Here is a 16,067-nt window from a genome sequence, read left to right as displayed (position 1 = left end):
GGTCAGCGTCCCGTCTCGGCGAAGAACGCCGGTGGCGTGTCGAAGGTGAAGGTGCGGGCGATCCGCGCGGCGTCGCCGTAGTCGATCTCGACCACGGTGCGGGAGCTCGGGAGGTTGAGGTAGGCGCGGTTCTGGTCGACCTCCAGCTGGACCCCGGCGGCGAGGTCGGGCGCGCCCGCCAGCGCGGTCGCAGACCCGGTCACGGCACCGGTGGCACCGTCGAGGACGAGGAGGTCGCCGGTCGTCGTCAGGCCGACGACGTGCTGGTCGCGGTCGTCCACGGCGGTGACCAGTCGTAGGGGTGTTGGCGTCGGCAGCAGGGCCCAACGGCGTTCGCGGGTGTCGAGGAGCCAGGCACCGGAGGTGCCGGCGACGGCGGCGACGGTCGGGCGACCGGGACGCGCATGGAAGGACGTCGCCCGCTCGTCGGCGGCGACGGCCTGCGGATAGGGGATCGCCTCGAACGCGGGGACCGGGTCGGGGTCACTCGAGCTGCGGTCGACGACGGCGAGGAGCGCGCCCTCGGCGCAGCCGATGACGACGCCGACGTTGGTCGCGATGCTGCCTGCCGGTTCGGTGCAGCCGGCGAGCACGACGTCGGCCGCGGCCACGGATGTCGACGCGGGGTCGAGGAGTTCACCGTCGGTGCCGTGGACGCGCAGCTTCCCACTGCCGTCGGTGGCGATGACGGTCTCGCCGATCGGGACGGCCAGCCCGGGGGCGCCGGGGGAGCTCTCGATCCGCCCGGACTCGGCGATGTCGCCAGCGCCGAGCGCGGCGGTGTCGAGGAGGACGGTCTCGCCCGAGCCCGCGAACCGCACGGCGGTCGTCGTCGAGCCGGCGATGACGTCCGCCGGTCCGTCACCCTCGACCTCGCCGACCACGCGCGGCTCGGCCCGGTAGTAGTGCTGGTGGTCCTCGTGGTCGACCGTCCACACACCGGTGTCGATGATCGTGACGGTCCCCGCGGGCTCGGAGTGCGCGGCCACGAACCGCCCGTCGCCCGTGAGCGCTGCGAGCGGGCCGAGCTCGACGATCGTCGTGCGCTCCTCGCTGAGGAGGTCGGTCAGTTCCACGGTGCCGGCCTGGTCAGCCGTCGCGAGGTGCAGTTGCGGCTCGGGGAGTTCGCTCGCACCCTCGACGTAGCCGTGGCCACGAGCTTCGCCGGTGGCGGTGGGGGTCGGCGACGCCCCGCCGGGCGGGGCACAGGCGGTGAGGGTCAGCGCGAGCGCTCCGAGAGCGAGCGCGGTCCGCGCGGGGCCGGGGCCGCGGCGGTCGGTCCGGGGAGTGCCGGTTCGGATGATCGGTCGGGGGAGTCGGTGCACGGTGCGCTTTCCAGGTGGGTCGGATCGGTCGATGGTTCGAGGTGGGGGCTGCCCGGCCGCCGGATGCGTGCGACGAGCGACCGCACGGCCCACGAGGCCGCTGCGAGCAGGATCGAGCAGGCGGCGATCGAGGCCCCGGCGGCGGTGTCGCCGTGCCAGGAGACGAGCAGGCCGAGGAGGACGGCGAGCGCGCCGAAGACGGTCGCGAGCAGCATGGTCAGCGGGATGGATCGTGCCCAGTGGGCGGCGGCGACCGCGGGGCCGAGGAGGAGCGCGACGACGAGCAGTGTGCCGACGGCGCTGTAGGAGGCGACGACGGCGAGGGTCACCAGGCCGACGAGCGCTGCGTGGGCGAGACGCGGACGGAGGCCCATCGTCGCGGCGACCCGGCGGTCGAACGCGAGGGCGACGAACGGTCGGTGGAACGCGATCGCGACGAGCACCGTGACGACGAGGGCGACGGCGAGGCCGAGCAGGTCGGCGTCCCGGATCGCGAGGATGTCGCCGAAGAGGATCGCCGTGAGGTCGGTCGCGAACGATCGGCTCGACGAGACGATGATGACCCCGAGTGCCAGCATGCCGACGAAGAGCAGTCCGATGGAGGTGTCGTGGGAGAGCCTGCCGCGTCGGGAGACGAGGCTGATACCGGCGCTCATGACCACGGCGCTCACGGCTGCCCCGGCGACCGGCGGGAGGCCGAGCAGCGCTGCGGTGGCGACGCCGGGGAGCATGCCGTGGGCCATCGCCTCGCCGAGGAAGGCGAGCCCACGGAGCACGACCCAGGTGCCGACGACCCCACAGATCCCCGCCACCAGCACGCCGCCGATGAGGGCGCGGAGGAGGAAGGCCGCGGTGAACGGCTCGGTGATCCAGGTCATGGTCGAGCACTCTACATGAAAATGATTCTCAGTATTGATAGGGTGAAGCCATGCGAACCCCGTCGAACCGTCCTGTTCCGGCAGCGCCCGGCCGCCCGAGGGTCGTGACCATCCGATTCCGCCAGGTGACAGCCGAATACGACGGCCAGCGGGTCCTCCACGGGATCTCCGCCGAGCTCCGCTCGGGTGCGATCACCGTGGTCACCGGCGCGAACGGAGCCGGGAAGTCGACACTGCTCGCGGTCCTCGCGGGGCTCCATCAGCCGACCACCGGCGAGGTCGACGGCCTGGCCGGGCGGTCCCTCGCCTACGTCCCGCAACGGAGCGCCGTGCCGGAACACTTCCCGGTGACCGCGCGCGACGTCGCCTCGATGGGGCGGTGGCCGGCGCTCTGTCACCGCTGGGCGCGGCTCGACGCCCGTGATCGCCGCATCGTGGACACGAGTCTCGACCGCCTCGACGTCCTCCCCCTCGCGCCGCGTTCCTTCGGAGAGCTCTCGGGCGGCCAGCGTCAACGGGTCCTCGTCGCGCAGGCGCTCGCCCGCGAAGCCGACGTCCTCCTGCTCGACGAACCGACCGTCGGCCTCGACCTGGCCGCAGGACGGGCGATCCGAGCGGTCCTCCGCGCGGAGGCGGAGCGGGGCGCGACGGTCGTCGAGGTGACCCACGATCCGCTCGCGGTCACGGAGGCCGACGCGCGGTTGCACCTCGAGTCCGGACACCTCGTCCCGGCGTTGCGGTGAACCGGCTGCGTATCGCCTGGTCGCCTGCTGCGCGGGCCCGGCGCGTTGCTAGAGTTTCGGCATGAGCCAGGCCGACCAGCACCCCGAACCCACCGCCGGCGCAGCCGCGACGGATCCAGCGGCCACCGAACGGCTCGGCCGGCTCCGGAGCAGCATCGACAACATCGACGCGGCCCTCGTCCACCTCCTCGCCGAGCGCTTCAAGTGCACGCAGGAGGTCGGCCGGCTGAAGGCCGAACACGACATGCCCGCGAGCGACCCGGCGCGGGAGCAACGCCAGATCACCCGGCTGCGGGCGCTCGCCGAGGAGTCGCACCTCGATCCGGCCTTCGCCGAGAAGTGGTTCAACTTCGTCGTCGCCGAGGTCATCCACCACCACGAGCGCCTCGCCAACCAGCACTGATCCCAGGCACCCCTCGCATCCCGCCGCGCAAGGGGTGACCCCCTTCGGACGGCGTCCAGTGTCCTGCGCCAGGATGGGTCCATGACCTGGAACGCCGACTCCCTGCCCGATCAGACCGGACGCGTCGTCCTCGTCACCGGAGCGAACGCCGGCCTCGGCTTCTGGACGAGCCTCGGACTCGCACAGGCTGGCGCGGAGGTGATCCTCGCCTCGCGGAATGCATCGAAGACCGAAGCGGCCATGCGCGCCATCCGGGTGAAGGTGCCCGACGCCCGACTCAGCCACCTCCCGTTCGACACCTCCTCGCTCGACTCGGTGCGCGCGACCGCCGGCCGGCTGTCGGAGCTCGACCGGCTCGACGCACTCGTCGCGAACGCCGGCATGGTGCACATGCCGAAGGACCGCCAGGAGACGGCCGACGGCATCGAGTTGGTCTTCGCGACGAACGTCGTCGGGCATGCCGCCCTGCTCGCCGAAGCGCTGCCCGTGTTGCAGCGCACGGCGGACGAGCACGACACCGCGCCGCGCGTCGTGCTCCTCGGCAGTCTGTCCACCCTGCTCGTCCGATTCCACGGCGACGACCTGCAGCTCCGTGAGGGATACAGCGGCTGGCAGGCGTACGCCCAGTCGAAGATCGCCCTGTCGTCCCTCGGCTTCGAGCTCGACCGCCGGCTCGCCGCGTCGCACAGCACCGTCCGGGCGCTGGTCGCGCACCCCGGCTACTCGGTCAACGGACTCGACCGTCGTGTCCCCGGTGTGAACGAGCCGACGCGCGGACGTCGCTGCTCCGACACGCTGCAGTCCGTCTACGCGCAGAGCAAGCAACGCGGGGCCGAGCCGACGCTCCGGGCGGTCACCGACGAGTCGGCCGACGGTGGTTGGTTCTACGGCCCCCGGTGGCTGACGAAGGGAGACGCCGTGCGTCAGACCCCTGCGGCGATCGCGACCGACCGGGACGTCGCCTCGGCACTCTGGACCGAGCTCGAGCGGCTCATCGGCACGCCCATCCTCCCGACGCGCTGACCAGCGTCCGAGTCGGGCCGTTCAGTCGGCGGGGGTGGCCGGAGGCTGCAGCACGCGCAGCCATTCCTCGGTCTGCGCGACGTGCGCGGAGGCCGCGCCGGCCGCACCCACTGGGTCGCGGGCGATGATGGCCTCCGTCATCGAGCGATGGCCTCGGTTGCTCACCCGCCGCAGTTCGTCGCCGTCCGGCAGGCTGAAGACGTCGTAGGCCCGCGAGCGGGAGCGGAACACCTGCAGGAGCGCCGTCAGCGTCGCGTTGCCGGCGGTCCGAGCGATCAGTTCGTGGAACCGGTGGTCGAGTTCGCTCGACTCGGCGGGGTCCGTCGTCTCCTCCATCGCCGCGACGAGCGATGCCAGCTCGGCGTGGACCTGCTCGCCGGCGCGGGCGGCCGCCTGCGAGGCCGCATGGGTCTCGAGGACCCGTCGGAGCTCGTACATCTGCAGCAGCCCGTCGAGGGGGAGGAGGTCGACGGTGAGTGACAGGCTGCCGATGATCTCCTCAGGACGCAGCATCGACACGTAGGTGCCCGAGCCGTGGCGTGACTCGATGATGCCGAGCGCCGCGAGCATGCGGACGGCCTCGCGCAAGGAGCCGCGGGACACACCGAGTTCGTCGCACAGCTCGCTCTCGGCGGGGAACCGCTGGCCGGCGACCAGGCGACCGGAGGCGATCATGTGCCGAAGCCCGTGGAACGCGGTGTCGACTGCTGACATGCCGGTCCTCCCAAGGGTCGTCACGCCATCGTAGCGGCCGTGCCGCGGTGCGCCGGGGAGCACATGGGGCGTCGAGACATCCGATGACTGTACGCCTCCGACACAAGTCATCGGATGACTAGCCCTCGCAGACGTGCTTTCGACCAGTTGTAACACGATAGAAACCAAAGTCATCAAACGTGACCTCTATGGTTATCGGACAATCCACTGCATAATCGACTCGGAGGAACGTCACTGTGGACACTCGCACCATCGCACGGCCAGCGCCGCTCATGCTCGGCGACGGCCGACCTGCCACGGCCGCGTGGACGCTGGATCCGACCAAGCGCCACATCAACCACGGTTCCTTCGGTGCAGTCCCGATCGTCGCCCAGGACCACCAGCAGGCGCTCCGTCGCGAGATGGAGGCCGCGCCGCTCACCTGGTTCCCCGCACTCCCCGCGAAGGTCGCCGCCGCGCGCGTCGGTATCGCCGACTTCCTCGGCGCATCGGTCGACCAGCTCGCGATGGTCCCGAACGCGAGCGCCGGCGCCAGCGTCGTCTTCTCCAGCCTCCCGGTGCAGCGCGGCCTGGAGATCGTCGTCACCGACCACGGCTACGGCGCCGTCACGATGGGAGCCGAGCGGCTCGCACGCCGGTGGGGCGGCACCGTCCGGACCGCGCGCATCCCGCTCGACGCCGACGCCCAGGCCGCCCACGACGCCGTGGTCGCCGAGTTCAGCGACCGCACGGCCCTCGTGGTGATGGACCAGATCACCTCGCCGACGGCCCGCCTCCTGCCGGTCCAGCAGATCGCGGACACCGCCCGCGCTGCCGGGATCCCCACCCTCGTCGACGCCGCCCACGTCCCCGGCCTGTACGCCGATCCGATGCGCGACCTCCACTGCGACTTCTGGGTCGGCAACCTCCACAAGTTCGGGTGTGCGCCCCGAGGGGCCGCCGTCCTCGTCGCCCGCAGCCCGCTCGCGCAGGAGCTGTACCCGCTCATCGACTCGTGGGGCTCGCCGTACCCGTTCCCTGAGCGCTTCGACACCCAGGGAACCGTCGACGTCACGAGCTACCTCGCGGCCGGCACCTCGCTCGGGTTTATCGAGGACAGCTGGGGCTGGGACGAGGCGCGCACCTACATGACGGAGCTCGCGGACTACGCCGTCGAGGTCGTGTCCGACGCGGTCTCCGCCATCACCGGCGAGGACAGCCGGGTCGACGTCGGGATGCCCGTCAACGCCCTCCGACTCGTGAAGCTGCCGACGGGTCTCGCGACGACGCACGCCACCGCCGACGGCCTCCGCGACCGCGTCTCGGCCGAACTCGGTGTCGAAGGGGCGTTCACGAGCCTCGACGGGATCGGCTACGTCCGCCTCTCGACCCACGTCTACAACACCCCTGAGGACTTCGAGGACTTCGCCGAGCACGCCGTCCCGGTCCTCGCGCGATGGGCCGAGCAGGAGCGCGCGGCCACGAGCTGAGCGTCGAGAGCACGCCGGTCACATCAGCACCCCACATCGTCACACCAGCACCCCCACACAGCACCCCCACCAGCACCACTCAAAGGAGAAGCGAGCATGAGGAAGTCACGTGCATCGGCCGCCATCGGCCTGTCCGTCGTCGCCGGCCTCGCCCTGTCGGCCTGCGCCGGCGGAGCGAGCGACGGCACCGTCACCCTGCAGATGGTCGAGAGTCTGACCAACCCCGCCCGGACCGAGGTCCTGAAGACGCTCATCGCGGACTTCGAGGCCGAGAACCCGAAGATCAAGGTCGAGCTCATCTCGCCGCCGACCGACCAGGCCGACCAGAAGATCACCCAGATGCTGCAGTCCGGCTCCGGGGTCGACGTGCTCGAGGTCCGCGACATCACCGTCGGTCCCTTCTCCACCAACGGCTGGCTCGCCGACATGGACAGCGAGCTGAAGGATTGGAAGGGCTGGGACGACCTCACCGACAACGCGACGAAGTACGCGAAGGGTGAGGACGGCAAGGTCTGGTACGTGCCCTACGGCTTCTACGGCCTCAGCCTCTTCTACCGCACCGACCTCGTGAAGGAGGCCGGGTTCGACGGCCCGCCCGCGAGCTGGGAGGACCTCCTCGAGCAGGCATCGGCCATCCAGGACCCCTCGAAGAACCAGTTCGGCTACGCCTTCCGCGGCGGCACCAACGCCAACAGCAACGTCGTCGCCGCGATCGAGGCCTACGTCGCCGACGACCTCGACACCGAGAACGCGTTCAAGCTGACGAACGGCGACACGATCTTCTCCGCACCGGAGGCGCTCGACGCGGTCAACACCTACTTCGACCTCTTCAAGGAGGCTTCGCCGCCGTCGTCCGTCGCGTGGGGCTACCCCGAGATGGTCGAGGGCTTCTCCAACGGCTCGACCGCGTTCCTGCTGCAGGACCCCGAGGTCATCGCGACCGTCGAACAGTCCGAGGCGATCACGGCCGAGCAGTGGAGCACGGCTCCGCTGCTGACCGGACCGACCGGCAAGGCCGCCCAGCCCATGGCGACCGCGGGTTGGGGCACGGCGGCGTCGAGCGAGCACAAGGCGGAGGCGGCGAAGCTCATCGAGTTCCTGTCCGAGGACAAGCAGGCGACGACGTTCGCTCAGGAGAACAGCCTCGTCCCGATCGTGAAGAGCGCCGCCGAGAGCGACTTCTACAAGACCGGCCCCTGGGCCAGCTACGTCACGATGAACGAGAACCCGGACACCTACCTGAGCGTCACGCAGCCGCGCGGCTCCTCCTGGTGGACCGAGTGGATCCAGAAGTCCGACTCCGAGATCCAGCAGGTCCTCATCGGCCAGCTGACGCCGGAGAAGCTCCTCGCGGGCTGGGACGAGTACTGGACCGAGAAGTGGAAGAGCGAGTAACCGTCCATGACGACCACCACTGACGAAGCGGGTCGCAGGCAGCAGCCTGCGGCCCCGACACCCCCGGCCGGTCCTTCGCGGACCGCCGGCGGGCGTCGGCGGCGCACCTTCACGGTGCGCCGCGGCTTCGGCCTCCTCGCGTTCCTCGCTCCGGCGTTCATCTTCGTCGCGATCTTCATCTACTACCCGATGATCGCGGGCTCCCAGATGGCGTTCCGCAACTGGAACCTCGCCAACCTCACCGACACCTCGTGGGTCGGTTTCGCGAACTTCCTGGCCGTGTTCGCCGACCCGGCGTTCGGCAAGGTCGTCGCGAACACCGTCCTCTGGGTGGTCGCCTCGATCGTCCCGCAGTTCGTCATCGGCTTCGGCATCGCCCTCTGGTTGCGCCGGAAGTTCCGCTTCCGTGGGCTCTACCAGGCGATGATCTTCTTCCCGTGGGCGATCTCCGGATTCCTCATCGGCATCCTCTTCCGCTGGATGTTCAACAGCGAGTTCGGCGTCATCAACGACCTCCTCCAGAAGGTCGGGCTCATCGACACCCCGATCCCGTGGCTGGCCGACCCGAACACCGCGATGTTCGCCGTCATCGTGGCGAACGTCTGGTACGGCGTCACCTTCTTCGCGATCATGATCCTCGCCGCCCTGCAGTCGGTGCCGGAGGACCTCTTCGAGGCCGCCGCGCTCGACGGTGCGGGCAAGGCGCGCATGCTCTTCCAGATCACCATCCCGTACATCCGCACGACGCTCGCCCTCACGGTGCTGCTGCGGGTCATCTGGATCTTCAACTTCCCCGACATCATCTACGGCATGACGGGTGGCGGTCCGGCGAACCAGACGCACATCCTCACGACGTGGATGATCGCGACCACCCAGCGCGGTGACTACGGCCGGGCGTCCGCGATCGGACTCATCGTCGTCGCGATCCTGCTCGTCTTCACGGCGTTCTACCTGCTGTCCATGCGCGAAAAGAAGGTGAAGGCATGATCGACCAGGAGACCCGGACCGCGAAGGTCGTCAAGTTCCTCTTCCTCGGGCTCTGGCTCGTGATCACGGTGTTCCCGCTGTACTGGATCGTCGTGACCTCGTTCAAGAAGCCGGGGGCGATCTTCTCCTACCCGCTGACGTACTGGCCGGAGGTGTTCTCGATCGAGAACTACCTGGGCCTGTTCAGCAAGGCGCAGTTCGGCACCTACGTGTTGAACAGCCTCATCGTCGCGACGGTCGCGGCCGTCGTGGCGACCTTCATCTCGATGCTGTCGGCCTACGTGCTGGCCAGGTTCGAGTTCCGGAGCAAGGGAGCGATCCTCCTCGCGTTCCTCGCCACCCAGATGATCCCGTCGTTCATCGCGCTGGGACCGTTGTATCTGCTGATGACGCAGTTGAAGCTCGTCGACAACCGGTTCGGGCTCATCCTCATCTACATCGCGGTGTGCATCCCGTTCTGCACGGTGATGCTCCGCGGGTTCTTCGAGAACATCCCGGATGCGCTCGAGGAGGCGGCCATGATCGACGGCTGCTCGCGGTTCGGGGCCCTGTTCCGGGTGCTCGTCCCGGTGCTGAAGCCCGGCATCGTCGCGGCGTTCATCTTCAACTTCGTCAACTGTTGGAACGAGCTGTTCCTCTCGGTGACGCTCATCAACAGCGACGCGAACAAGACAATCCCGACGGCGCTCAACGGCTTCATCACGAGCTACAACATCGACTGGGGCTCCATGTCGGCGGCGGCCGTGCTGACGATCATCCCGACGATGGTCCTGTTCGCCTTCGCCAGCCGGTACATCGTGCAGGGGCTGACCTCGGGGGCGGTGAAGGGCTGACGCCGCAGCGAATCGAACCTGGAAGCGAGCTGGTAGTTCGTCTCTCTAGCGACCTCCAGGTGGAAGATGAACCATGTTCGGTTCGAAGCAGACGACGAAGTCCCTCCGTTACGCCCGCTATGGCGGCCCCGACGTCCTCGAGTTCGTCGAGTCCGAGATGCCGCACCCGCGGTGGGGCGAGGTCGTCGTCGACGTCCTGGCGAGCGGCATCAACCACATCGAGGCCTTCGTCCGCGAGGGGAACCTCGCGGACACGGTCCCGATCGAGCTGCCGACCGGGCAGGGGAGCGACTTCGCCGGGCTGATCCGCGAGGTCGGCACCGGCGTCACCGGCTGGAGACGCGGTGACGAGGTGATCGGCCACGCCGTCCGTGGGGCACACGCCACCCAGGTCGTCGTCCCGGCGTCGTCCCTCGTCCGCAAGCCGAAGCGCGTGAGCTGGGAGGAGGCCGGCGGTCTGTACCTCGCCGGGCTCACCGCGCTCGAGACCCTCGACGGTCTGCACCTGAAGCGCGGCGACACGCTCGTGATCTCCGCTGCGGCCGGCGGCGTCGGGAACATCGAGGCGCAGTTGGCGACCTTCGCGGGCGTGCGCGTGATCGGCACCTGCGGTGAACGGAACCACGACTTCCTCCGCGAACAGGGCGTCAAGCCGGTCGTCTACGGCGACGGGATGGCCGATCGGATCCGGACCCTCGCTCCCAACGGCGTGACGGCGTTCATCGACAACTTCGGCCAGGACGGGCAGCAGCTCGCCGCCGAGCTCGGTGTCCCGTCGGAGAAGTACCGGTCGAGCGAGGATCGGAAGGCGATCGAGCTCGCCGCTCTCGAGCCCGACGAGGAGTTCGCCGCACACGCCACGAAGCAACTCGAGCGACTCGCGGAGTACGCGGCCGACCATGCCTTGAAGGTCGTCGTCTCGGCGTTCTACCCGTTCGACCTCATCATCGACGCCTTCGAGGACCTCGAGCGTCTGCACGCCCGCGGCAAGATCATCGTCGGCATGCGACCGGCGAACCCCGACCGCATCGTGAAGCAGCGAGACCTGCACGACGCGAGGCCGTAGCCTCCGTCGCTCTCGGTTAGTTGAAGATGAAGCCGAGGACGGTCGCGCCGCCTCCACCGAGGACGAGCGCGACGACGAGCACCCAGGCGATCAGCCGCTGACGGCGCTTGCGCTGCTCGCCCCACTCGGCCAGTTCCCGGTCTTCGCCATCACTCATCGTCCCAGCCTATCGGCGAGTGGGTTCACCCCAGCATCAGGCGGTGGCCGGGACGAGCGCCTTGACCGAGGTGGTCCTCGCCCGGGCGACCGCGAAGGTCGTCGCGGCGAGCGACCCGAGGAGCCAGAGGACGAGGCCCACCACACCGGCCGCGGCTCCCGTGTCCCCGATGGCGATCGCCTGCAGGCCGCCGAGCGCTGGGGCGATCGGCAGGAAGGCGAGGAGCTGGTCGAGCACCTGGGGGACGGTCGCGATGATGCCCGTCGCCAGACCGACGATCGCGACGATCATCGAGACGAACCGACCCGCGCCACCGAACAGGGCGTTGAGCGCCTGGTTCGCCGCGGCGAACGCGAGCCCGGCCAGCACGGCGATCCCGGCGTACGCGGACCACCCCGCCGGATCGAGGTCGAGCAGCGGCGCGGTGATCACGGCGACGAGGAGGCCCTGCAGCATCCCGATCGCACCGGCGGGGACGAAGGCGCCGAGCGCGAGTCGCAGGGAGGAGCGGGTGGAGCCGAACGCCCGCGTCGGCGCCGGCCGGAGCACGAGGAAGCTCGCGAGCGCCCCGAGCCAGAGGGCGAGGACGGCGTAGAAGGGCGCGCTGTTCGTCCCGAACGAAACGGTCGCGGAGTCCCCGGCGGACACCGGGTCGGCGACGACGTCGGCGAGGTTCTTCCGGTCGTCGCTCGTGTAGGTCGGCAGGCTGTCGACGGCGCTCTGCAGGCCGGAGGAGAGCGAGGTGATCCCACCGGACAGGGTCCCGGCGCCCGACGCGAGCCGGCTCGACGCGTCGGCGAGCTGGGTGGTGCCCGTGGCCGTCTGGCCGGCGCCGTCGGCGAGCGCGGACGCACCCGTCTGCAGCTGCGCCGTCCCGGTGGCCGCCTGGGAGGCACCGTCGGCGAGTCCGGCCGCACCGGCGGCGATCTGCGCCGCCGCCGTGTTGAGCTGCGCGATGCCTTCGACGAGGGCCGGCATCTTGGAGGAGAATTGCGTCGCCCCGGCCGCCAGACCGGCCGCACCGCCGGCTGCCTGGGCGGTGCGCTCGGCCAGCGACGCGGTCCCCGGGTAGTCCGTGGGCGCGCCGATCGGCCCGCCGGTCGCGACCGTGGTGGCGAGTCCACTCGCCGCCGCGACGTCCCCGCAGTAGCTCGCGGACGCCCCGGACGCGGCGCACTCAGCCGTGAGCTTGGCCAGCTGAGCGGCGACCGATGCCGTGAGCTGCTTGGTGCCCTCGGCGCCCGTCGAGAGGGCCGCGAGCCCGGTCGACACCTTGCCGGCACCACTCGCGAGCCCCGCCGCTCCACCGACCAGGCCCGGGTTCTCGGTCGTCCCGTCACCCTGCGCCCCGGCGTTCAGTGTCGCGGCGCCGCTGGCGAGCTGACCCGCGCCGCCGCTCAGCTGGGTCGCACCGGACGACAGCTGCGTCGCGCCGTCGGCCAGCGCCCCCACCCCGTCGCTCAGCTGCGTCGCACCCGTCGACAGTTGTGCCGCACCGGTGGCGAGCTGCGTGGTGCCGTTCGCGAGTTGCTGCGCACCCTGCGCCAGGGACAGCCCGCCGACGGAGAGCTGTTCAGCGCCGTCGGCGGCCGTCCCGAGCTGGTCGTGGAGGGTGTTGAACCCCACATAGACGTTCTCGAGGTAGGTGGTCGTGAGCTGGCGCCCGAGGAGCGAGGCGGCGGTCTGCGTGATGGTCTGCGAGATGGCGTCGTCGACGAGCTTGCTGCGGTCGCTCGTCGTGACGTCGAGGCGCGCCCGCTCGGCGTCGGCCGCGTCGCCCGAGAAGGAGGTCGCGGCCTTCGAGAAGTTCTCCGGGATCGTCACCACGGCGGTGTAGGACCCGTCGGCGAGCCCGGCCTTCGCGTCCGAGGCGTCGGTGATGACCCAGGTGTAGTTGGTCTCCTGGTCGCCGTCGACGAGCCCGGCCGACAGCTGTCGACCGAGTGGCACCGTCTGTCCGTCGACGGTGACCGGCTCGTCCTCGTTGACGATCGCCGCCGTGACCTGGCCGAGGCGCTCCGCCGGGTTCCACAGGGCCCACACGAGGCCGCCGGCGATCACGAGGGGCACGAGGATGAGGCCGATGATGGAGACGACCGTGACGCCCTTGCCGGAGCGGGCCCGTTCGAGACGGTTCAGGATGGTGCTCATGCGTCGACCTTCGATTCAGCACTGGCGGTGGGGGAGGAGGTGGCGGGATCGAGGTCGAGGACCTCGGTCGCGCCGCTGGGCAGGACGTCCGACAGCGACGCGACGTCGTCGGTGCCGATGACGACCGTGAGCGGCCGGGCCGCCCGTGCTGCTGCCTGCTTCGCGACCAGGAGCCGCTCGTACAGGGCACGTCTCGTGTCCTGGTCCGGCACCGTGTCGACACCGTCGAGGACGACGACCGCCGGACGCTCGGCGAGCGCTGAGCTGAGGGTGGCGACCGGTTCGCCGTGGTCGAGCCGCACGTACGCGACGCGGGCCCGGACGGCCCCGGCCCGGACGGGCAGGACCAGTCCGGCGACCTTGAGCCGTCCGCGGTCCGGCTCGAGACGACCGGAGAGCGTGAGGAGGAGCGCGGTGACGGACACCGGTCGGGATCCTCGGACGGCGAGCACATCGCCGACCGCCACCGTCGTCTCGACGTCGCGGTACAGCGGACCGCCAGGGCCCTCGAGGGTGAGCCCGTCGGCGGCGATCGCCACGTCGGCCCCGCCGTGCCAGGCCCGCAGCTCCAGTTCCCGCTGCAGCCCTTCGCCCTCGACGTCGAACGAGGGGAGGACCCGGTCGAGCCATCTCGGCAGGTACCAGGCGCGGTCGCCGAGGAGGGCGAGCACCGCAGGGACGAGGGTCATCCGGACGATGAACGCGTCGACGAACACCCCGACGGCGAGCCCGAGCGCGATGGGTTTGATGTTCGTGTCGCCCTCCGGTACAAACGCGGCGAACACGGCGAACATGATGACGGCGGCCGCGGTGACGACCTTCGCCGAGCCGAGGAAGCCGGTCTCCACCGATCGGCGGGCGAGCTTCGAGTGGACGAAGTCCTCGCGCATGCGGGAGACCAGGAAGACCTCGTAGTCCATCGCGAGTCCGAACAGCACGCCCATGAGGATGATCGGCATGAAGCTGATGACCGGCCCCGTGCGTGCGACGTGCAGCGCCTCGGCGAACACGCCGTGCTCGAACACGAGCGCGACGACCCCGAAGGAGGCGGCGACGGACAGGAGGTAGCCGAGGGTCGCCTTGACCGGCACCCAGATGGACCGGAACACCATCGTCAGCAGCACGAGCGAGAGGCCGACCACGATGAGGCCGAACGGGAGGAGCGCGCCGCCGAGTCGGTCGGAGATGTCGATGCCGATGGCCGTGAACCCGGTGACCTTGAGGTCGACGTCGTACTCGTCGAGGAAGTATTGGTGCAGGCCGCGGATCTCGGCGACGAGGTCCTTGGTGGCCTGCGAATCGGGGCTACCGCTCGGGATCACCTGGATGATGCCCGTGTCGGCCGTCGCGTTCGGGGTGGCGAGTGGGACGGCTGCGACGCCGTCGAGTCCTTCGATCTCCTGCTTGAGGTCGGCCATGAGCCCGAGCGGGTCGGTGCTGCCGACGATGCTCCCGGTGACGACGAGGGGGCCGTTGAAGCCTTCGCCGAAGTGCTCGGAGACGAGGTCGTAGGTGATGCGGGCGCTGTCGCTCTCGGGGAGTGAGCCCGCGTCGGGGAGCGCGAGCCGGAGGGACAGGGCGGGGATGGCGAGGGCGCCGAGCACGGCCACGACGGCGACGATCGTGACGATGGGCAGGCGGGTGACGCCGCGGACCCAGCCGAGGAAGAAGCGGTTGGGGCGCCCTTCGACAGGCTCGGGGACCGGGTGCTGCTGCTCAGGGGCCGGGTCGTGGTGCTCAGGGACCGGGTCTCCGGCCGTCGCCTGCCGCTTCGCGCGCTTGGCGCGCTTCACCTTCGGCCGGAGCCGTTCGCCGGCGAAGCCCAGCATGGCGGGGATGAGGGTGAGCGAGATGACGACCGCGATCGCGACACCGACCGCCGCTGCCACGCCCATCGTGGTGAGGAAGGGGATGTTCGCGACCGCCAGGCCGAGCAACGCAATGATGACGGTGAGGCCCGCGAAGATGACGGCGGACCCGGCCGTGGCGGTGGCGCGGGCGGTCGACTCCTCCGGATCGAGACCGGTGCGCAGACCGTCCTGGTGCCTCGAGATGATGAAGAGGGCGTAGTCGATCCCGACGGCGAGGCCGAGCATGAGTGCGAGCATCGGCGTGGTGGAGGAGATCGGTCCGAAGACCGTCGCCACGAAGATGAGCGCCATCGAGATGCCGACCCCGAGCAGTGCGGTGATGAGGGGCATGCCTGCCGCGAGGAAGGAACCGAAGGTGAGGACGAGCACGACGAGGGCGACGACGACGCCGATGAGCTCGATGATGCTCAGCGTGGGCAGGCTGTTGCTGAACAACTGCCCGCCGAGCGACGACTGCGCACCCGTCGGCACGCTGTCGGCGAGGTCCGCCTCCGCGCGCTCGAGGTCGGCGACGGTCTTCGCGGTGATGTCGGACTGGGCGCTGTCGAACTGGATCGAGATGAGGGCGGCCCGCTGGTCGTCGGAGACGGCACCGGTGATGTTCTCGTCGAACGGCGACACCGCCTGCTCGACCTGATCGATGCGGCCGATCGAGGTGACGGCGTCGTCGATGGCGGACCGGACAGCGGTGTCCTCGACGGTGTCGCCGGCGGGGGCGACGACGACGATCTGAGCGGACGCGCCGCTGACCTGCGGGAAGGTGTGCTCGAGCGAGTCGAGCGCCTCCTGCGACTGGGTGCCGGGGATGGAGAAGGCGTTGTCGGTGCCCTGGTTGAGGAGGAGCGCTCCAGCGCCCGCGAGCGCGAGCACGGTGATCCAGAGGATCAGCACCAGCTTCCGGGCGCGGAAGGCCCAGCGGCCGAGGGTGTACAGCAGTGAGGACACGCGTCGCTCCTAGCGAGGCCGGTGCACTGCGAGCAGTCGGACCGGCCGACGGGTTCGGACAGATTCGATACAGCGGTGTATCCGATACATGACTGTATTCGATACAC

14 protein-coding genes are annotated in these 16,067 nt (G+C 70.1%); 8 read left to right on the top strand and 6 right to left on the bottom strand.

The features are described 5' to 3' along the window. Positions 1-2: 2 nt before the first annotated feature. A complete protein-coding gene (locus ASE44_RS09460; RefSeq protein ID WP_056779217.1) occupies positions 3-1,325 on the bottom strand; it encodes a hypothetical protein in 1,323 nt (440 codons plus the stop codon). Then, positions 1,220-2,203, bottom strand: a complete 984-nt coding sequence (gene aztB / locus ASE44_RS09455) for a zinc ABC transporter permease AztB (protein WP_082455925.1) — start codon at positions 2,201-2,203, stop codon at positions 1,220-1,222. The genes ASE44_RS09460 and aztB overlap by 106 nt, the downstream gene beginning before the upstream one ends. Before the next feature lie 104 nt (positions 2,204-2,307). On the opposite strand from aztB, the gene aztA reads away from it, so the two are divergent. The 3 genes from aztA (at position 2,308) to ASE44_RS09440 (ending at position 4,372) form a co-directional block, all read left to right on the top strand. Next, complete coding sequence (gene aztA / locus ASE44_RS09450) at positions 2,308-2,946, top strand: zinc ABC transporter ATP-binding protein AztA (RefSeq protein WP_200921038.1); 639 nt, start codon at positions 2,308-2,310, stop codon at positions 2,944-2,946. Positions 2,947-3,007: 61 nt separating this feature from the next. Further along, positions 3,008-3,349: a chorismate mutase gene (locus ASE44_RS09445; protein ID WP_056008853.1), complete on the top strand. Its 342-nt coding sequence runs from the start codon at positions 3,008-3,010 to the stop codon at positions 3,347-3,349. 81 nt (positions 3,350-3,430) lie between these two features. Then, entirely contained in the window at positions 3,431-4,372 is a 942-nt protein-coding gene (locus ASE44_RS09440; protein WP_056779216.1) for an SDR family NAD(P)-dependent oxidoreductase, read from the top strand. Positions 4,373-4,393: 21 nt separating this feature from the next. On the opposite strand, the gene ASE44_RS09435 is transcribed toward ASE44_RS09440, so the two are convergent. Beyond that, on the bottom strand, positions 4,394-5,086 hold the full coding sequence (locus tag ASE44_RS09435) for a FadR/GntR family transcriptional regulator (RefSeq protein ID WP_056008848.1): 693 nt from the start codon (positions 5,084-5,086) through the stop codon (positions 4,394-4,396). Between the two features lie 236 nt (positions 5,087-5,322). Between ASE44_RS09435 and ASE44_RS09430 the strand changes: the two genes are divergently transcribed. The 5 genes from ASE44_RS09430 (at position 5,323) to ASE44_RS09410 (ending at position 10,836) form a co-directional block, all read left to right on the top strand. Next, entirely contained in the window at positions 5,323-6,555 is a 1,233-nt protein-coding gene (locus ASE44_RS09430; RefSeq protein ID WP_235522579.1) for an aminotransferase class V-fold PLP-dependent enzyme, read from the top strand. 96 nt (positions 6,556-6,651) lie between these two features. After that, positions 6,652-7,950: a sugar ABC transporter substrate-binding protein gene (locus ASE44_RS09425; RefSeq protein ID WP_056008845.1), complete on the top strand. Its 1,299-nt coding sequence runs from the start codon at positions 6,652-6,654 to the stop codon at positions 7,948-7,950. A 6-nt stretch (positions 7,951-7,956) separates the two neighbouring features. Next, positions 7,957-8,937, top strand: a complete 981-nt coding sequence (locus ASE44_RS09420; protein WP_056779213.1) for a carbohydrate ABC transporter permease — start codon at positions 7,957-7,959, stop codon at positions 8,935-8,937. Beyond that, positions 8,934-9,770: a carbohydrate ABC transporter permease gene (locus tag ASE44_RS09415; protein WP_056008838.1), complete on the top strand. Its 837-nt coding sequence runs from the start codon at positions 8,934-8,936 to the stop codon at positions 9,768-9,770. Before ASE44_RS09420 ends, ASE44_RS09415 begins: the two co-directional genes overlap by 4 nt. Positions 9,771-9,843: 73 nt before the next feature. Next, positions 9,844-10,836 carry an NADP-dependent oxidoreductase gene (locus ASE44_RS09410; RefSeq protein ID WP_056008835.1) on the top strand — a complete coding sequence of 331 codons (993 nt, stop codon included), beginning with the start codon at positions 9,844-9,846 and terminating at the stop codon, positions 10,834-10,836. Between the two features lie 16 nt (positions 10,837-10,852). On the opposite strand, the gene ASE44_RS18810 is transcribed toward ASE44_RS09410, so the two are convergent. From ASE44_RS18810 to ASE44_RS09400, 3 genes are read right to left on the bottom strand one after another with little or no spacing between them, the layout of a single operon-like run. Then, on the bottom strand, positions 10,853-10,993 hold the full coding sequence (locus ASE44_RS18810) for a hypothetical protein (RefSeq protein WP_164488332.1): 141 nt from the start codon (positions 10,991-10,993) through the stop codon (positions 10,853-10,855). Positions 10,994-11,029: 36 nt separating this feature from the next. After that, on the bottom strand, positions 11,030-13,144 hold the full coding sequence (locus tag ASE44_RS09405; protein WP_056779211.1) for a YhgE/Pip domain-containing protein: 2,115 nt from the start codon (positions 13,142-13,144) through the stop codon (positions 11,030-11,032). Next, the gene (locus ASE44_RS09400; RefSeq protein WP_056779208.1) at positions 13,141-15,960 is read right to left on the bottom strand and encodes an MMPL family transporter; all 2,820 of its coding nucleotides are present in this window, start codon (positions 15,958-15,960) and stop codon (positions 13,141-13,143) included. The genes ASE44_RS09405 and ASE44_RS09400 overlap by 4 nt, the downstream gene beginning before the upstream one ends. Positions 15,961-16,067 lie beyond the last annotated feature (107 nt).

Origin of the sequence: Plantibacter sp. Leaf1 (genome assembly GCF_001421315.1) — a bacterium.
In the GTDB taxonomy this organism is placed as follows: domain Bacteria; phylum Actinomycetota; class Actinomycetes; order Actinomycetales; family Microbacteriaceae; genus Plantibacter.
Note: the sequence above shows the minus strand (reverse complement) of the source record. Positions and strands in the feature narration are given on the sequence as shown.